Origin of the sequence: Leptolyngbya boryana PCC 6306 (assembly GCF_000353285.1) — a bacterium.
In the GTDB taxonomy this organism is placed as follows: domain Bacteria; phylum Cyanobacteriota; class Cyanobacteriia; order Leptolyngbyales; family Leptolyngbyaceae; genus Leptolyngbya; species Leptolyngbya boryana.
Map to the genome: position 1 here is coordinate 2,613,224 of NZ_KB731324.1, position 17,254 is coordinate 2,630,477.

A 17,254-nucleotide genomic window follows, 5' to 3' on the forward strand; every position below is an offset into this window, starting at 1 on the left:
TGTGGAGCAGGCATCTTGCCTGCAGTGGGGCAAAATATTCTGCCCCACAATTCATTCTGTCGCTAACCTATTCGACCACTTCAACTTCGACTGCTTCCGCTTCGGTTTCGTCGTCGTCAAAGCCGTCTTCATCGGGTTCGTCTTTTTTCAACGTGCCTTCTGGGACAAGCTCGATCGTTGAATTTGCAATCAGCCAATCCATGATCTTTTCTTTCAGCAGGTCTTCTTCAACCGCGCTTCTGAGCCGATCCATATCAATGTCGCGCCCCGCCAATTCTGTCAGAAGTTCCTGAATTTTGGTATTCAGTTCGTCTTCTTCGACTTTGAGCGATTCTTTTTTGGCAACTTCTCCCAAGGCAAGAGTGCGTTTGATTCGCTCGATCGCATCCGGTCTAGAGCGCTCTTTCAACATTGGGATGGTGTCTTTGTTGAGCAGGCGCTTGATGTCGATGCCTTGCTGCTGAAGCTGCATCGCGGTTTGAGTCACCATGTATTCGACTTCACGTTCGATCATGGTTTCAGGCAGATCAGCTTCAACTTGATTCAACAATTCGTTGAGCAGTGCTTCTTCTTTGTTGGTTTTGGTCTGCTGTTCCGCTTCGTCGTTGAAACGCTTTTCGAGGGCTTCACGCATTTCAGCGATCGTTTCATACTCATCGCCACTCGCTTCTTTGGCAAAATCGTCATCGACTTCAGGAAGTTCTTTTCCTTTCAGTTCTTTGAGGGTAATTTCAAATTTTGCGGGTCGTCCAGCCAGTTGTTCTTGAGGGTAATCTTCGGGGAAGGTGACGGAGATTTCCTTTGTTTCGCCAGGCTTCATACCGAAAATTCCGTCAATAAAGCCTTCGATAAAGCGACCATCTTCGAGTTCAAGTTGGAAATCTGATGCTTCGCCGCCCGGAACTTCGATTTCTTCTTCACCCTCTGCCGGAGTAAAGCGACCTTTAAAGTCGATCACGGAAACATCGCCTTTCTGAGCAGGACGATCTTCGATCGGGATCAAGGTTGCTAGCTGAGTGCGGTAATTTTCGATGACAGAATCCACTTTTTCTGGATCGGGTTTCACTTCTTCTGCTTGAACCGTGAAATCCTTATATTGCTTGAGGTTCACTTCCGGTGGGACATCAACAGAGGCGGAGAAGGTCAAGGCTTCGCCTGGTTTGTAGTTTCCAACCAGTTCATCAAACGACGACTTCAGTTGGAAGTTGCCCAATGCGTCGATTTTTTCTTGTTTGATGGCTTCTTTCAGTGCAGTATCAACCAATTCCTCCACAACTGATGCATTGATGCGCAACGAGCCGATCCGCTGAATCAGCACCTGTTTCGGCACTTTTCCTTTACGGAACCCAGGAATATTTAGCGATCTCGTGAAGTCTTGAAGGACTCGATCGTAAGTTTTCTGAGACAGTTCTGGCGTAACTTCAATTTCTAACCCGACCTGACTGGCGGGAAGCTTTTCCTGGGTAACTTTCATCGGCGTAAGTGACAAAAAATGCGAATTTCTACCAAGCAGTAAGCTATACTAACCGATTCTAGTCACGGTTGCGCGATTCGTTTCGGTGAATCTTTAGATTTTAGAGAGTCCAGATTGTTATAAAAGCCCGCCTGGAGAAGAATATGAGGCTGTATGCTTCGTTTCCATTTGCCCCACATTGCAGCGATCGGGCAAACAGTGCAGGTGATATCTATAAACATCGACGCTCTGCAATAATAATTTAAGAAATACCAAGGATCAAAACCTTGTCGGATCAGCTACTTGAATTCGGTTCAAAAGCACGCTAGTCTCTGAAAGAAATCAGAAGCAACCGAAAGTCTTTATATTTCAGATTATTCGTATTACCGATTCGTATTCAAACAAAATCTTATTGAAGCTTTTGAGACTTTAGTCATTCACTGTGGAGGAATTTATTTTGGGTCAATCCTATCGAGTAGCGATTTTAGGGGCGACAGGGGCGGTTGGAACTGAACTACTGGAACTGTTGGATCAGCGTAATTTTCCCGTGTCTGAGTTGAAGCTGTTAGCCTCTCCACGATCGGCAGGCTCAACCGTGATGTTTCAGGGCGAAAGTTTAACGATCGAAGCCGTCAACGAGTCGTCATTCAATAATGTCGATATTGTTCTCGCATCAGCAGGCGGATCAATTTCCAAGCAATGGGTGAAAGATATCGTTGCGGCTGGAGCCGTGATGATTGATAACTCTAGCGCGTTTCGGATGCAGCCAGATGTACCCTTGGTTGTGCCAGAGGTAAATCCAGAAGCGGCAGCAGCCCATCAAGGTGTGATTGCGAATCCAAACTGCACCACGATTTTGATGTCGGTTGCAGTTTATCCGTTACATCAAGTCTTGCCGATTCGGCGGATTGTCGCATCGACGTATCAATCCGCTAGTGGTGCAGGTGCGCGAGCAATGGAAGAAGTGAAAAAACAATCGATCGCGATTCTACAAGGGCAAGAACCAAAAGCCGAAATTTTGCCTTATCCATTAGCGTTTAATCTGTTTCCACACAATTCAAAACTCGAAGCTTCCGGGTATTGCGAAGAAGAGTTGAAAATGGTGAATGAGACGCGCAAGATTTTTGGGGCGCCGGATCTGCGGATCACCGCAACCTGTGTACGGGTTCCTGTCTTGCGGGCACACTCGGAAGCGATTAACCTAGAGTTTGATTCTCCTTTTGCAGTCGAGAAAGCGCGCGAACTCCTGATCCAAGCTCCTGGAGTCCAGCTAGTCGAAGACTGGGACGCAAACTATTTCCCGATGCCGATCGATGCTAGCGGCAAGGATGATGTTTTAGTGGGGCGGATTCGTCAAGATATTTCCAATCCCAATGGTTTAGAGCTTTGGCTGTGTGGCGACCAGATTCGCAAAGGCGCCGCACTCAACGCGATTCAAATCGCTGAACTCTTGATCGAGAAGAATCTCTTGAAACCAGCTTTAGTCGCCAACTCATAGGATTTATAGGGAGTTTAGATAGAGTGTGATAAATTTTGGAAATGTTCTGACCGCAATGATTACGCCCTTCACAGCAGATGGGGAAGTCAATTATGCTGTGACCGAAAAATTAGCGGTTCATTTAGCAGATCATGGTACAGATACGATCGTGGTCTGCGGCACAACCGGGGAATCCCCGACACTTTCTTGGGACGAAGAATTTGAATTATTCCGAGTCGTAAAAAGTGCTGTGGCAGGTAAGGCAAAAGTCATGGCAGGAACGGGATCAAACTCGACAGCAGAAGCGATCGAGGCAACTCAAAAAGCCGCTAAAATGGGGTTAGACGGTTCGTTACAAGTTGTGCCCTATTACAACAAGCCACCACAATCGGGATTGTATCAGCACTTTAAAGCGATCGCGGAATCTTCCGATCTGCCGCTGATGCTGTATAACGTACCAGGGCGCACCAGTCAGAATTTGCAAGCCGAGACAGTTGCTCGACTTGCGAAAATTCCAAATATTGTTGCAATTAAGGAAGCGAGTGGCAATCTAGATCAAGTAAGCCAAATTCGACGGATGACCCCGCCAGAGTTTGCAATCTATTCTGGAGACGATTCCTTGACACTGCCGATGTTAGCGATTGGAGCAAAAGGCGTTGTGAGCGTAGCGAGCCACTTAGTGGGAGATCGCTTACAGCAGATGATCCGAGCTTTCGAGAGCGGTCAAGTCCAGAAAGCAACCCAAATTCATTTAGAGTTGTTGTCCTTGTTTAAAGTTCTATTTGTCACAACAAATCCGATCCCAGTCAAAGCTGCTATGAGCCTGCAGGGCTGGCAAGTTGGGGATTTGCGCTTACCGCTCTGCGCACCTGACGACGCTGTGCGAGATCAAGTCATGCAAGTCATGAGTGAACTGAACTTGCTGAATGCTGCACATGTCTGACAAGTTTCTGCACAACTGAATAGCTCCATTTTTTAGTCAGCGACTTGAAAACTTGCTCTGCTGACTTTTCACTAAGTTTTTTTCGTAAACCTGAAGGATACTGATGACTCAAAATAACTCTTCAAACGCGCTCAAAATCATCCCGCTTGGCGGATTACATGAAATTGGTAAAAATACCTGCGTTTTTGAATACGGCGATGAGATTGTGCTTCTCGACGCTGGACTTGCTTTTCCGACCGATGGGATGCACGGTGTGAATATTGTGCTGCCGGACATGACCTATTTGCGGGAAAATCGCGAAAAGATCAAGGGTATGATTATTACCCACGGTCATGAAGATCATATCGGTGGCATTGCTTTCCACTTGAAGCAGCTAGATATTCCAGTGATGTATGGACCTCGTTTGGCTCTGGCATTGCTCGAAGGCAAACTCGAAGAAGCTGGCGTTGCCGACCGCACAGAACTCAGAACGGTTCGCCCACGCGACATTATCCGCATTGGTTCTCATTTCTTTGTCGAGTTCATTCGGAATACTCACTCGATCGCGGATAGTTTCACCGTTGCGATTCATACGCCTGTCGGGGTTGTGATTCACACAGGCGATTTCAAATTCGATCACACTCCAGTTGATGGCGAGAAGTTCGACATTCAGCGCTTAGCGGAGTACGGCGAAAAAGGTGTGCAATGTTTGATCAGCGATTCAACGAACTCTGAGATTCCAGGTTTTACTCCTTCGGAACGTGCTGTATTCCCGAATCTCGATCGAGTGTTTACACAAGCTCAAGGTCGCTTACTGATCACGACGTTTGCTTCTTCTGTGCACCGGATCAACATGATTTTGGAACTGGCAGAAAAGCATGGTCGTGTGGTTTCGGTCTTAGGTCGATCGATGCTGAATGTGATCGCTCACGCGCGAACTTTGGGATATATCAAATGCCGCGATGATATTCTTCAGCCGTTGCATGTGACACAAAAGATGCCCGATAAAGATGTCCTGATTTTGACGACTGGATCGCAAGGTGAACCGATGTCAGCGATGACTCGAATTGCCAATGGAGAACATCGCCAGGTCAAGATCCGGGAAGGTGATACCGTTGTTTTCTCAGCGAATCCGATTCCAGGAAATACGATCGCGGTTGTCAACACGATCGACAAGCTGATGATGAATGGCGCGAAGGTCGTTTATGGAAAAGACCAAGGCATTCACGTTTCAGGTCACGGTTGCCAAGAAGATCAGAAATTGATGCTGGCTCTGACTCGTCCGAAGTTCTTCTTACCCGTTCACGGTGAGCATCGGATGTTAATCAAACATTCTCAAACGGCTCAAAGCACGGGCATTCCGGCTGAGAATATGGTGATTATCGACAATGGTGATGTTGTTGAATTGACCAAAGATTCGATCCGCAAGGCTGGCAAAGTGAAAGCTGGAATTGAGTTAGTCGATACTTCGCGATCGGGCATGGTGGACGATCGCGTTCTGAAAGAGCGTCAGCAGTTAGCGGGTGATGGTGTTGTAACCGTTGCTGCGGCTGTGACGAATGAAGGGCGCTTGTTCAGTAAGCCCGATGTGCATTTGCGTGGGGTTGTAACTTCGGTGAATCCAGAGCAATTGAGAACGAGAATTCAAGACGCGATCGAGGCGGTGTTAAGCGATCGCTGGAAGGAGTTTTACAGCACGTTTGAGGGTCGCATTGAGATCGACTGGGCTGGTTTAGAAGTTCAGATCGAGCGTGAGATTCATCGCTTGCTGCGTCGTGAGTTGCAAAGCAATCCGTTGTTAGTGTTCTTGATGCAAACTCCGGATGCGCCTGTGGTGAAATCGACTCCAGGAAGAACGCGATCGACTGCAAGAGTCGCGTCTTAAGAGACTAGAATTCGGAATTAAGGAATCCTTAAGTTCTTTCGTTCCGAATTCTTGCTATACTCACAAGAGTATTGCGAGGGCATGTAGCTCAGGGGATAGAGCACCAGATTCCGGTTCTGGGTGTCGCAGGTTCGATTCCTGCCATGCTCGTTAAACTGATCTCCTGAAAGTTAATAACTTTCAGGAGATTTTGTTATTGAAATACCGACCCTTTTTGATAGATGGGTTCAATGCAAGTTTAAGACGAATGCTGAGTATCGCTTTATAGTTGACAGAGCAATGTTTTTACTGTCCTACTAGACCGTTTTCTCATGAAGCGACTTACCTCTTCAGTGCCCACTTTCGACACAATGCTTTTACCAACAATTCAAGCTCTACAGACCTTGGGTGGTTCTGGCACAACTGAAGAAATCTATGACAAAGTAGTGCAACTTCTCAATTTACCAGATACGGTGTTAGAGATTTTACATGGCACCACTTCACAAACTGAAGTTGAATACCGATTGGCTTGGAGTCGAACCTATCTCAAGAAGTATGGCTTACTGCAAAATTCAGCCCGTGGAGTTTGGTCTTTAGTTTCAACCTCTATTAATCTCGATGATCTTGATGCAAAAGAGATAGTCAAAGCGGTTCGAGATACTCACAAAAACAAAGCAACTCAATCAGAATCGACAGATGCAGATGTAACGGTTGAATCTGAAACATTAGAAGAACTGACTTGGCATCAACAACTTCATAAGTTGTTGCTTTCGCTTACTCCTGCTGCTTTTGAACGATTGGCACAACGTCTCTTACGTGAATCTGGTTTTATTCAAGTACAAGTTACAGGTAAGTCTGGAGATGGTGGTATTGATGGAGTAGGAATTGCTCGAATCAATGGTTTTTTAAGTTTTCACGTTTTGTTTCAGTGCAAGCGGTATCAAGGTTCTGTATCAGCAGGTCAAATCCGAGATTTTCGTGGAGCAATGCAGGGGCGTACAGATAAAGGATTATTCATCACAACCGGAACTTTTACGAGAGATGCAATCAAAGAAGCAACCCGAGATGGTGCACCTCCAATTGATTTAATCGATGGAGAACAGCTAGTCCAAAGATTGAAGGAGTTAGGGCTAGGAGTCAAAATTACAATGATTGAATCAGTGGAAGTTGATACAAACTGGTTCACAAAGATTTGATCTACTAATTTTTAAGACGGCAAATTTTTCATTCTTTTAGAATTGTATTGAGTGCTGTAGAGAAAAGATTGTGTCGATCGAGATTACTCTAAACCCAGAACTAGAAGAGCAGTTACGCAAAAAGGCAACACAGCGGGGGCAAGATATCAGCCTTGTTGCCACTAAGCTTTTGGCAAGTGTTCTGGAATGGGAAGCCCAGGATTCAGAAGAAGCAATTCAAGGTATTAAGCAGGGATTGAATGATTTTGAAGCAGGCAATTTTCGCGGTTTTGACGAATTCGCTGCCGAACAACGCCGTAAATACAATTTGCCCGCATGAGCTACCGGATTAAGATTTTGAGTGTTGCGGAAGCAGAGGCAGACAGCATCTACAGACGAATAATGAATAATAAGTGAGTTTAGTCCGCTACTAACTCGCTTGGTTCACCCGGATAAAAGCGATCGCTCAATATCTCTTCCAAGTTGTAAGGACAATCGATCGGAAAAGTAGAATTCGGTAAATCTGTCTCTCTCACCGCAAGTTCAACTCCTCTCAAATAGGCTTTACAAAGCGCTTCTTCGATGTAAGGCTTCAAGCTAGGATTCTCGTCAAGTAGATCATTAATATCTAAACGCTGAATTCGCAGCGTTGACAACCAGCTACGGCTACGATGTTGAGGCTGATACTGCCATTTCAGCAAATGCCCAATTAAAATACTGAGACGATTCCGAAGTTCTTGGCGCTGCTGCTTTCCCAAAGATTCGATTTCCTCAATGATATTTGGCAGATCAATCTGCTCCCACTGCTGACTGTGCAGAAGTCGTACTTGCTGTTGTGTCCAACCGTAGAAATCAGCTTCGTAGAGATCCAATCCAGAAACTGTATGCTTTGCTGTCTCGGAATCCGCTTCTGGCATGTTCATCAGCTTGCCCCGATTGTGATGTCTCATTATAAAAATAAAATACTTATTCCTGGCGCTAAGCGATTCAAAACTTGAATATTGAAAAAAAAGGAGCGATCGCTATTTCTGCGATCGCTCCTTTTTTTCATTAAGCCGAGACAGCTACCTTCTCAACATCTGGATTTGCTTCCGGCGTGTCCTTCTCAGACGGCGGAACCACCTGCCAGAACTTCGGCAAATACTCCGACCAGTTCGCCAAAACAGCCTTCGCTTTCGGGCTACCCGTATGCTCAACATGAGCCTCAAGCAGTTCTTTTAACTGTTGCTCACCCGCAGGTGCGACAACTCGCTGAACTTTGACAATCTCAGGATTGACTTTCTCTTGGAAGCTGCCATCTTCATCTAAGAAGTAAGCTAATCCTCCGGTCATCCCTGCGCCAACGTTCCGACCTGCTCGACCGAGAACAACGACCACACCGCCTGTCATATATTCACAGCAGTGGTCACCCACACCTTCAACCACAGCTTCAGCCAGAGAGTTACGAACTGCAAACCGTTCCCCAGCTTGACCATTCGCAAATAGTCTGCCGCCCGTCGCACCGTAAAGGCAAGTATTACCAATGATCACATTCTGAGATGGATCATACGTTGCTTCAGGAGAAGGTTTGATAGCAATCTCACCGCCATGCATTCCTTTACCGACGTAATCGTTTGCTTCTCCAACGAGATTCAACGTCATACAAGGTAAGTTAAACGCACCAAAGCTTTGACCCACCGCTCCGGTAAAGTTTAGAGTGACCTGACCGCTGAAGCCAGAGTTACCATATTGTTTCGCGATCGCTCCTGAAATCCGAGTCCCAACCGTTCGATCCGTGTTAACGACTTCAACGGATTTGGTCACATCGCCTTGATTTTGAATCGCAGCTTGAAGATCTGGATCACTGAGCAATTGATCATCCAGAACAGCACCATTGCTATGCACAGTTTCGTGATTCAGCCAAGTGCGATCGCTGCGAGTATCCGGCAACTGAGTCAAACAATCTAAGTTCAACAGTTGAGTCTTGGTCAGATTCACAGCTTCTCTGGGCTTGAGCAGATCAGCACGTCCAATAATTTCATCCAGAGATTTGTACCCTAAGCGAGCCAAGAGCGATCGTACTTCTTCTGCGATGAACAAGAAGAAATTCACAACATGCTCAGGTGTGCCAGGGAAGCGTTTGCGAAGTTCTTCCTTCTGACTCGCAACACCGACTGGACAACTATTGGTATGGCAAATCCGAGCCATGATGCAGCCTTCCGCGATCATTGCGATCGAGCCAAATCCATATTCTTCAGCACCCATCAACGCGCCCATGACAACATCCCATCCCGTCTTGATACCGCCATCAACACGCAGAATCACACGATCGCGCAATTGATTTTCCATCAAGACTCGATGCACTTCGGTTAAGCCCAATTCCCAAGGACTTCCAGCGTGTTTGATTGAGCTGAGAGGAGATGCACCTGTACCGCCATCATGTCCAGAAATTTGAATGATGTCAGCATTCGCTTTGGCAACCCCAGCGGCGATCGTACCGATTCCTACTTCTGCAACCAATTTCACGGACACTTGAGCCAGCGGATTGATTTGGTGCAAGTCGAAAATCAGTTGGGCAAGATCTTCGATCGAGTAAATGTCGTGATGCGGAGGTGGAGAAATCAGCGTTACTCCAGGCTTCGATCGACGCAGGAGAGCAATGTAAGGACTGACTTTTGGCCCAGGTAATTGTCCACCTTCACCCGGTTTTGCACCTTGAGCCATCTTGATTTCGATTTGCTTCGCGCTCATCAAATACTCAGGCGTAACTCCGAAACGTCCTGATGCGACTTGTTTAATCGCAGAGTTTGCAGTGTCGCCTGTTTGCAGTCCTTTGAGATGCGGCAAGAGCGGGGATGTCCCGTTCTCAACTTCATTCAGGATCTTGTATCGAACTGGATCTTCGCCACCTTCTCCAGAGTTAGACTTACCGCCGATTCGATTCATCGCGATCGCTAAGACTTCATGCGCTTCACGAGATAAAGCACCAAGAGACATTCCGCCTGTGCAGAAGCGTTTCACAATGTCGATCGCGGGTTCTACTTCGTCAATCGAGATAGCCGCGCGATCGCTCTTGAAATCGAGTAAATCTCTCAATGCCGTGAGCGGACGACCGGCTAAATGCTTCTGATAGAGATCGTAATGATCCGGATTCTTCGTTCTAACCGCCTGGTGCAAGTGCTTCGCCATCTCTGGACTGTTCATGTGATACTCGCCGCCTGGACGGTATTGCACAAAGCCAAAGTTTTCCAGCTTCTTGGTTGTCAGCTCAGGGAATGCCTTGCTATGGAAGGAGAGAATTTCTTGAGCCAGTTCCGCTAAGGTCAAACCACCCAAGCGTGAAGCTGTTCCGAAGAATCCAGTATTGAGTAAATCGCCCCCGATTCCGATCGCTTCAAAAATCTGTGCACCTTGATAGCTCGAGAGCAGTGAAATTCCCATTTTTGAGAGAATCTTCAGCAAACCATCTTCGATCGCTTTTCTAAAGTTCGCTTGAACGGCTGCAATGCTAGCAGATTTAATTTTTCCACGTTCCATCAGCGCTTGAGTCTTAGAATCCGACCACCACTGACGCACAGATTCCAATGCCAAGTAAGGACAAACCGCACTTGCACCATAGCCAATTAAGCAAGCGAAATGATGCGTACTCCAAGCCTGAGCCGTATCGACGACCAGAGAAGCTCTCATCCGTAAGCCTTTCTGAATCAAATGATGGTGAACAGCTCCCACTGCCAACATGGGCGGAATGTAGCTGTAGTCCGCATTCAGTTGAGTTGGATTGCCAGATTGATCTAAGCGATCGCTCAAGACCAAAATCTTGCTTCCGGATCGCACTGCTTCCGTCGCCTGCTCACATAAGCGAGCCACCGCAGCTTTCAAACCTTCTGGGCCTGCTGCGACTTCAAATAAAGTCGAAAGATTTGCAGTCGCCAAACCCGATTCACGAATCTGATCTAACTCAGGTTCAGTTAATACTGGAGAATCAAGTAAGAAGAGATTTGCGCCATCTGAATTAATTTTCAGCAGATTTCCGCGCTCACCTAGCTGCATCGTCAACGACATGACGAGTTTTTCGCGCAGTGGATCGATCGGCGGATTCGTCACCTGAGCAAAGCGCTGCTTGAAGTAGTCATACAACAAATGCGGACGCTCAGACAGCACAGCAAGAGGAATATCATCCCCCATACAGAAAGTTGGTTCTTTACCTTGAGCCGCCATGTCTTGGATGACCATTTCCAAATCTTCCAAGGTGTAGCCAAAGGCAGTTTGATGCGTCAGCAGCGATTTTGCATCCAATGCCGTTGATTCCAAGAAAGCATGAGATTTCAGAGTTTTACGATTTTGCTTCAACCACTCTCCATAGGGATGAGCGTTGGCAATGCGTTGCTTGATTTCCCAATTTTTCAGCACTTCACGAGATTGCAAATCGAATGCAATCATTTGCCCTGGACCAAGCCGCCCTTTCTCAATGATTTCGGATTCTGGCAGATCTACAACACCCGCTTCTGAACCGACTACAAAGTAGCCATCGCGCGTAATGCTGTAGCGCGCTGGACGCAAACCGTTCCGATCGAGAGTTGCTCCAACAATTTTTCCGTCACAAAATGCCAGCAGTGCAGGACCATCCCAAGCCTCTTGAACACCGCTGTTGTACTCGTAAAAATTGGTGATTTCAGGGTGATCTGCTAGTTCCGGCTGGTTCTTGTACGCTTCTGGAACCATCATCATTAGCGCTTCGACCGGGCTACGTCCAGATCGCACTAACAATTCCATCACGTTGTCCAAATTCGCGGAATCACTGTTGTTGGAATTCACAGTTGGTTTGAGCAGATCAATGCGATCGCCCCAAACCTCATGCGCTAAATCCGCTTCTCGCGCTCTCATCCAGTTGACATTGCCCAACTGGGTGTTAATTTCGCCGTTATGACCGAGCAATCGCATCGGCTGCGCGAGTTGCCACTTCGGCATTGTGTTGGTACTAAACCTGCGGTGATACAGCGCGAAGGTGGTTTTGTATTCTGGATTTTGCAAGTCAAGATAGAACTTGCCTAAAATCTCCGATCGCACCATGCCCTTGTACACGATCGTCCGCGTCGAGAAAGAGCAAACATAAAGCTCATCAAATCCGGCTTCAGGTCTTACTGCAAGTGTGCGATGAATGCGTTTGCGAGCAACATAAAGCTTGCGCTCTAATTCTTCATCGGCAACTTCAGACTGCACAATTAACTGTTCAATCAGCGGCTGATTGTCTCGAGCTTGAACGCCTAAAACTTCGGGTTGGACTGGAACGCTTCGCCAACCTAAAAGGGTCAGCCCTTCTTCAGCAATAATTTTCTCTGCGACCTGTTTTGTTTCAGCCGCGATCGCAGAGTCTTGTGGCAAGAAAACCATGCCAACTCCGGTATAACCGGGCTTGAGCGTCACACCGCGATCGCTTGCCCATTGATTCAGAATCTCCCAAGGAATTTCTGCCATCACACCCGCGCCGTCTCCGGAGTCTTGATCCGCGCTGCATCCGCCCCGATGCTCCATACAAGACAGGGCAATCAGCGCTTTGGACATCAGATCATGACTGGCTCGACCTTGCTGATCGACAATAAAACCAACTCCACAGGCATCGCGTTCCTCGACTAACCAGCGCTGCCCTGCATATCCATTCGAGATTGACTGAGATTCATTCGGAGACGGAACACTTGCTTGACTCATGGGTGGATTGATTCGATTCATTTCAATGAGAATTTGAGGGTTAGAACGGAGAGCGCTGGGACTTGAGAAACTTTTATGAAGAAAGGAGAAGAACGATCACATAAACTTAACAATCAAGGAAAAGATTCTGCTCGTCAAGCAGTTCTGTAGCCACGCTTACCTGTGACGAAGGCATCGTAAAAGATCTATCACAACAAAACAGCCAAATCTGTTGCCAAACCTCAAGTCTGAGAAACCATTCACTCGTTCATGGTGATGTCAGATTTATCAGAGCTGAACTAGCCAGCCTATACCCAATCGCCGAAGAGATCTTAGCTTGACTGAATTTTTATAAAGACCGGATTAAGAATATTATAGAAAATTTTGACTTCTGACAATCCCTGTAAAATTGCGGTTTCAACTGAAATAGACTGACGTTCTCAGCCCAATCGCTTTGCTGAGCCAGTAGATTCCCATAAAGTCCCCTGAGGAAAGTTATGGTTTGTTGATAGTTTCACCTTTGGACGATCGCAGTAAAATACCGCAGGTATTGCGGAATCTCTTTCACGAAATCTTGTCTAGATGACTTCTCCCAAATTTGGTTTCTACGTCCTAGCACTTCTCTCTTTTTCACTTCCTGCTCGGGCTGATGCCCCTGCAGCTCTTGATTTTAACGTGGCGCAACAATCCGTTCCCCAAAGAGTTCCTGCTTTGAATTTCAATGTTCCAACGGCTCAAGGTACTCAAATTAATTTGAATGGCGTAACCATCAGCGGAAATTGGATGCAATGGCAGGGAAATCGCGTCGGAATCAGTGATGCCATCATTCGTTCTCAATTCGGAGCGGAGCTTCTCAGTACAACCGATGCTACTCGCCAACCTGTGCAATGGTTCTCTGAAGCCGTTTTACCAACTCGACTCACACCACCCCTGCGATATTTGGATGTTACAGATCTCGCCCAAAAGTACGGGTGGCAACTGCAAATTAGCGGCAATATTCTCCAGATTTCGACTCCAAAAGCAAACCTGACAGCGATTCAGCAAGAGCAACTGGCTGGAAACGTCGATCGCATTACAATTTCGCTCGATCGCCCAATTACCTGGCAAGCTGATCCGCAGTCGAATGAACTTGTTTTAACATTCGATGCTCAGGCGGATCAGAACCGGATTCAAGCGTTTAAGCCGACGCCATCTTTTCGACTTCGTTCTCTCAAAGTCGAACCGACTCCAAACCGAACAACGGTTCGGCTCGGTATTCCCATTGGGTTCAGACCTCGAATTACCACGCTTTCCAATCCCGATCGTATCGTCATCGATATCGGTTCCAACTTTCTCAGTGACAGAGATATCCTCTGGACAAACGGCTTATTCTGGCGGCAAAGATCCTTAACTGTACGATCGAATCAATTCCCGATCGTTTGGTTTGAAGTGAATCCACGTCAACCGGGTCTCAGCATCCGCCCGATTTTGCCCAATACTACAACATTGACGGGAACCCTACCTTTATTCACCACGGCTCAACAGTCCCTCACTTCAGCAGCCATCAACGGTGGATATTTCAATCGCAATAATCAGCTTCCTCTAGGTGCAATTAAGGTAAATCAGCGATTTGCTTCTGGTCCAATTTTGAATCGGGGGGTTGTCGGCTGGGATGCAGCGGGAAATTGGAAGTTCGATCGCTTAAGACTTCAAGAAACTCTCATTCTCAGTTCGGGTCAACGCTTTCCTTTAACTGTTCTAAATTCTGCTTATGTTCAAGCTGGGATTGCCCGGTACACCGCTGATTGGGGCAGCACTTATACGACTTTAACCGACAATGAAATTCTGCTCACTGTCCAGAATAATCAAGCGGGAACTCAGCAAACCGCAGAAAAAGCGGGAACGGTCATTCCGTTGCCAACGACTGGATATCTGCTCGTTTTTCGATCGAATCGAACTGCTGCCGCATCTTTCCCACCCGCAACGCCAATTCAACTAGAAAGTATCTTTACTCCTTCTGACCTCGCTGCTTTTCCCAATCTGATTGGCGGTGGACCACTTCTCATCCGCGACGGTCAAATCGTTCTCGATGCTCGACTCGAGCAATTTAGTGATGCTTTCATTCGAGAAACGGCAGCTCGAAGCGCGATCGGACAAACTTCTGACGGCAGAATCCTCATTGTTACTGCTCAGAATAATGTTGCAGGTTTAGGTGCGACACTCAGTGACATGGCAGACATCATGCAGCAATTAGGTGCGGTCAATGCGTTAAATCTCGATGGAGGAAGTTCAACCACGCTTTATCTAGGAGGACAGTTGCTCGATCGACCTCCTCGTACTTCTGCCCGTGTTCATAATGGAATTGGCGTTTTTATCCAGCCCTAACGCCTCTTCGCCCTTCTTCACCGATTAAGCAATTTAAGTCAAGACTTCGTGAAATCTTCGCAAATCGTCCACTATAGACAAGCGAGTTCTAGATTGGTCTGTTAGGCTTCTTGGTTGGTAATCCAATCGGTGAAGTCAAGCAGTACGACTTCGTTCCTAAGTTTTAGAGGAGGAAAAACGGTGGCTCAGGCTCAAGAAAAGACCCCAACCCTTACTTTATCGCCAACTGCTTTAAAGTCGGTGGGTGCTTCCGAACTCCGTCCTTGGGGTTCGTTTACAGTTCTGGAAGAAGGTCGTGGCTACAAGATTAAGCGGATCGAAGTCAAACCTGGTCATCGTCTTAGCTTACAGATGCATCACCACCGCAGCGAACACTGGATTGTAGTCTCCGGGACAGCAAAGGTTGAGTGTGGCGGTGAAGAAATTACCCTCAGCAGTAATCAATCGACCTATGTGCCTCAATGCACGACCCACCGCTTAGAAAATCCTGGCGTCATTCCTCTAATTCTGATCGAAGTTCAAAACGGCGAATATCTTGGCGAAGACGACATCGTAAGATTCCAAGACGACTACTCCCGCGCTAACTAAATCTTATTTATTTTCTAGAGGGGCAATTCTACCGGGATTGCCCCTCTATGTTTTTGGAAATTCCAATCGCGGTACGATAGGAACACAAAATTTTGCATCCAATGTCGTGCCAGTTCTATAAAGTCCCAGTTCAAGGACAATCACCCTAGAAATGTAGTGAACTGGTGCGGGTTGTTAATTCTAGGAAATTCCATGATCAACTTAAGCCCTTCGGCGATCGCCGAAGTCCAACGCCTTCGCACCCGCCACTCTACTCCTGACGCTCTTTTCCGTCTCCAAGTCATTCCAGGCGGATGTGCCGGACTTGCTTATGAAACGAAATTCGATCTTGAAAGTAGATCCGACGATCGCATTTTCAATTGTCACGGCATCCAAGTCGCGATCGATCCACAAACCGCCACTTATTTAACTGAATTAACGATCGACTTTTCAGAAGACTTAATGGGCGGCAGTTTCCGCTTCCATAACCCCAATGCTAAAAAAAGTTGCGACTGTGGGGTCTCCTTCTCGGTAAACGAGAGCTAGAATAGATAGGCTTTACATTCCGAAAATGTCGATCGTTCTGGATTTCCCAAAAAAAGGGTTTGACAGGCGTATCGATCCATTGGTATGTTTAGTGATCGTTGAAAGTCGGAGCAGTCTCGAAACTGCATTCTCCAATACATTTTAGAAGATGCCCACCATCCAGCAACTCATCCGAGATGAGCGCAGTAAAGCTAAGAAGAAAACCAAATCCCCGGCTCTGAAGAGTTGCCCTCAGCGTCGTGGAGTTTGCACACGGGTTTATACCACTACGCCGAAGAAGCCGAACTCGGCTCTGCGTAAGGTGGCGCGGGTTCGTTTAACTTCAGGATTTGAAGTGACAGCGTACATTCCCGGTATCGGTCACAACTTACAAGAACACTCCGTTGTGATGATTCGGGGCGGACGGGTAAAAGACTTACCTGGTGTCCGTTACCACATCATTCGCGGAACTCTTGACACGGCTGGTGTAAAAGACCGCAAACAAGGTCGTTCTAAGTACGGCGCGAAACGTCCGAAACCAGCGGCTGCTAAATAAGCACGCTAAAATTATCTGCTTAATAAAGAACCTCGTCGCTCACATCTATGAGTCAATGAGGTTCGTTTGCTAGCGATCGAAGGTATTGATAGAAAACATCTCACGGCTTTCTGTTCTGCGATCGCGCTTTTGTCGGTCAACTATGCTGGTTGAACCTCAATCCATCGTTGTTTTTCTTGAAGGCTCATTATGTCTCGTCGCGTCGCAATCAAAAAGCGTCCCATTCCTGCGGACTCGGTACACAATTCCCGTCTCGTCACCATGATGGTGCGGCGGATTATGAAAAGTGGCAAGAAATCTCTCGCCACTCGCATTGTTTATGATGCGTTTGAAACGATCAAAGAGCGCACTGGCGCTGATCCGCTCGAAACCTTTGAACGGGCTGTAAAAAATGCAACGCCGCTCGTCGAAGTGAAAGCGCGTCGGGTTGGTGGTGCGACTTATCAAGTTCCGATGGAAGTGCGAACCGATCGAGGAATCGCGTTGGCCTTGAGATGGTTAATTCAATTCGCACGGGCGCGGGCAGGAAAGTCCATGTCAGCGAAACTGGCGAATGAATTGATGGATGCTGCAAATGAAACCGGAAGCGCAATTCGTAAACGCGAAGAAACGCACCGGATGGCAGAAGCAAATAAAGCATTCGCGCACTATCGCTATTAAAAAGTATAGAATCTTAACAGACGCACA

Annotated in this window: 13 protein-coding genes and 1 tRNA gene; 11 read left to right on the forward strand and 3 right to left on the reverse strand. The window is 47.0% G+C overall.

The features are described from left to right. Positions 1–67: 67 nt before the first annotated feature. Positions 68–1,474, reverse strand: coding sequence for a trigger factor (gene tig / locus LEPBO_RS0113095; protein ID WP_017288027.1), 1,407 nt, complete (start codon positions 1,472–1,474; stop codon positions 68–70). Between the two features lie 436 nt (positions 1,475–1,910). Here tig and LEPBO_RS0113100 point away from each other — a divergent pair, with 436 nt between their 5' ends. From LEPBO_RS0113100 to LEPBO_RS0113125, 6 genes are all read left to right on the forward strand, one after another. After that, a complete protein-coding gene (locus tag LEPBO_RS0113100; RefSeq protein ID WP_026148615.1) occupies positions 1,911–2,951 on the forward strand; it encodes an aspartate-semialdehyde dehydrogenase in 1,041 nt (346 codons plus the stop codon). Between the two features lie 25 nt (positions 2,952–2,976). Continuing rightward, positions 2,977–3,873, forward strand: a complete 897-nt coding sequence (gene dapA / locus LEPBO_RS0113105; RefSeq protein ID WP_026148616.1) for a 4-hydroxy-tetrahydrodipicolinate synthase — start codon at positions 2,977–2,979, stop codon at positions 3,871–3,873. Positions 3,874–3,976: 103 nt separating this feature from the next. Continuing rightward, complete coding sequence (locus LEPBO_RS0113110; protein ID WP_017288030.1) at positions 3,977–5,737, forward strand: ribonuclease J; 1,761 nt, start codon at positions 3,977–3,979, stop codon at positions 5,735–5,737. Positions 5,738–5,814: 77 nt separating this feature from the next. Continuing rightward, positions 5,815–5,887 (forward strand) — tRNA-Arg (locus tag LEPBO_RS0113115). A gap of 200 nt (positions 5,888–6,087) precedes the next feature. After that, complete coding sequence (locus LEPBO_RS0113120) at positions 6,088–6,912, forward strand: restriction endonuclease (protein WP_017288031.1); 825 nt, start codon at positions 6,088–6,090, stop codon at positions 6,910–6,912. Between the two features lie 70 nt (positions 6,913–6,982). Next, the gene (locus tag LEPBO_RS0113125; RefSeq protein ID WP_017288032.1) at positions 6,983–7,231 is read left to right on the forward strand and encodes a hypothetical protein; all 249 of its coding nucleotides are present in this window, start codon (positions 6,983–6,985) and stop codon (positions 7,229–7,231) included. A 79-nt stretch (positions 7,232–7,310) separates the two neighbouring features. Here the strand turns inward: LEPBO_RS0113125 and LEPBO_RS0113130 are convergent, their stop codons facing one another. Then, positions 7,311–7,814, reverse strand: a complete 504-nt coding sequence (locus tag LEPBO_RS0113130; protein WP_036045839.1) for a DUF29 domain-containing protein — start codon at positions 7,812–7,814, stop codon at positions 7,311–7,313. A 127-nt stretch (positions 7,815–7,941) separates the two neighbouring features. Further along, the gene (gene gltB / locus LEPBO_RS0113140) at positions 7,942–12,576 is read right to left on the reverse strand and encodes a glutamate synthase large subunit (RefSeq protein ID WP_036045840.1); all 4,635 of its coding nucleotides are present in this window, start codon (positions 12,574–12,576) and stop codon (positions 7,942–7,944) included. Positions 12,577–13,137: 561 nt separating this feature from the next. On the opposite strand from gltB, the gene LEPBO_RS0113145 reads away from it, so the two are divergent. The 5 genes from LEPBO_RS0113145 to rpsG all read left to right on the forward strand — a co-directional run bounded on the left by LEPBO_RS0113145 (position 13,138) and on the right by rpsG (position 17,227). Next, positions 13,138–14,919, forward strand: coding sequence for a phosphodiester glycosidase family protein (locus LEPBO_RS0113145; RefSeq protein ID WP_017288035.1), 1,782 nt, complete (start codon positions 13,138–13,140; stop codon positions 14,917–14,919). A gap of 180 nt (positions 14,920–15,099) precedes the next feature. Further along, positions 15,100–15,507 carry a cupin domain-containing protein gene (locus LEPBO_RS0113150; protein WP_017288036.1) on the forward strand — a complete coding sequence of 136 codons (408 nt, stop codon included), beginning with the start codon at positions 15,100–15,102 and terminating at the stop codon, positions 15,505–15,507. Positions 15,508–15,699: 192 nt separating this feature from the next. Then, on the forward strand, positions 15,700–16,032 hold the full coding sequence (locus tag LEPBO_RS0113155) for a HesB/IscA family protein (protein ID WP_017288037.1): 333 nt from the start codon (positions 15,700–15,702) through the stop codon (positions 16,030–16,032). A gap of 148 nt (positions 16,033–16,180) precedes the next feature. Continuing rightward, the gene (gene rpsL / locus LEPBO_RS0113160) at positions 16,181–16,567 is read left to right on the forward strand and encodes a 30S ribosomal protein S12 (RefSeq protein WP_017288038.1); all 387 of its coding nucleotides are present in this window, start codon (positions 16,181–16,183) and stop codon (positions 16,565–16,567) included. Between the two features lie 189 nt (positions 16,568–16,756). Beyond that, positions 16,757–17,227: a 30S ribosomal protein S7 gene (rpsG, locus tag LEPBO_RS0113165; RefSeq protein WP_017288039.1), complete on the forward strand. Its 471-nt coding sequence runs from the start codon at positions 16,757–16,759 to the stop codon at positions 17,225–17,227. Positions 17,228–17,254: the final 27 nt, after the last annotated feature.

Excerpts from the sequence above, each read along its gene's own strand:
- tig (WP_017288027.1), bottom strand. The coding sequence starts at position 1,474 with ATGAAAGTTACCCAGGAAAAGCTTCCCGCCAGTCAGGTCGGGTTAGAA.
- LEPBO_RS0113110 (WP_017288030.1), top strand. The coding sequence starts at position 3,977 with ATGACTCAAAATAACTCTTCAAACGCGCTCAAAATCATCCCGCTTGGC.
- LEPBO_RS0113120 (WP_017288031.1), top strand. The coding sequence starts at position 6,088 with ATGCTTTTACCAACAATTCAAGCTCTACAGACCTTGGGTGGTTCTGGC.
- LEPBO_RS0113130 (WP_036045839.1), bottom strand. The coding sequence starts at position 7,814 with ATGAACATGCCAGAAGCGGATTCCGAGACAGCAAAGCATACAGTTTCT.
- gltB (WP_036045840.1), bottom strand. The coding sequence starts at position 12,576 with ATGAGTCAAGCAAGTGTTCCGTCTCCGAATGAATCTCAGTCAATCTCG.
- LEPBO_RS0113145 (WP_017288035.1), top strand. The coding sequence starts at position 13,138 with ATGACTTCTCCCAAATTTGGTTTCTACGTCCTAGCACTTCTCTCTTTT.
- LEPBO_RS0113155 (WP_017288037.1), top strand. The coding sequence starts at position 15,700 with ATGATCAACTTAAGCCCTTCGGCGATCGCCGAAGTCCAACGCCTTCGC.
- rpsL (WP_017288038.1), top strand. The coding sequence starts at position 16,181 with ATGCCCACCATCCAGCAACTCATCCGAGATGAGCGCAGTAAAGCTAAG.
- rpsG (WP_017288039.1), top strand. The coding sequence starts at position 16,757 with ATGTCTCGTCGCGTCGCAATCAAAAAGCGTCCCATTCCTGCGGACTCG.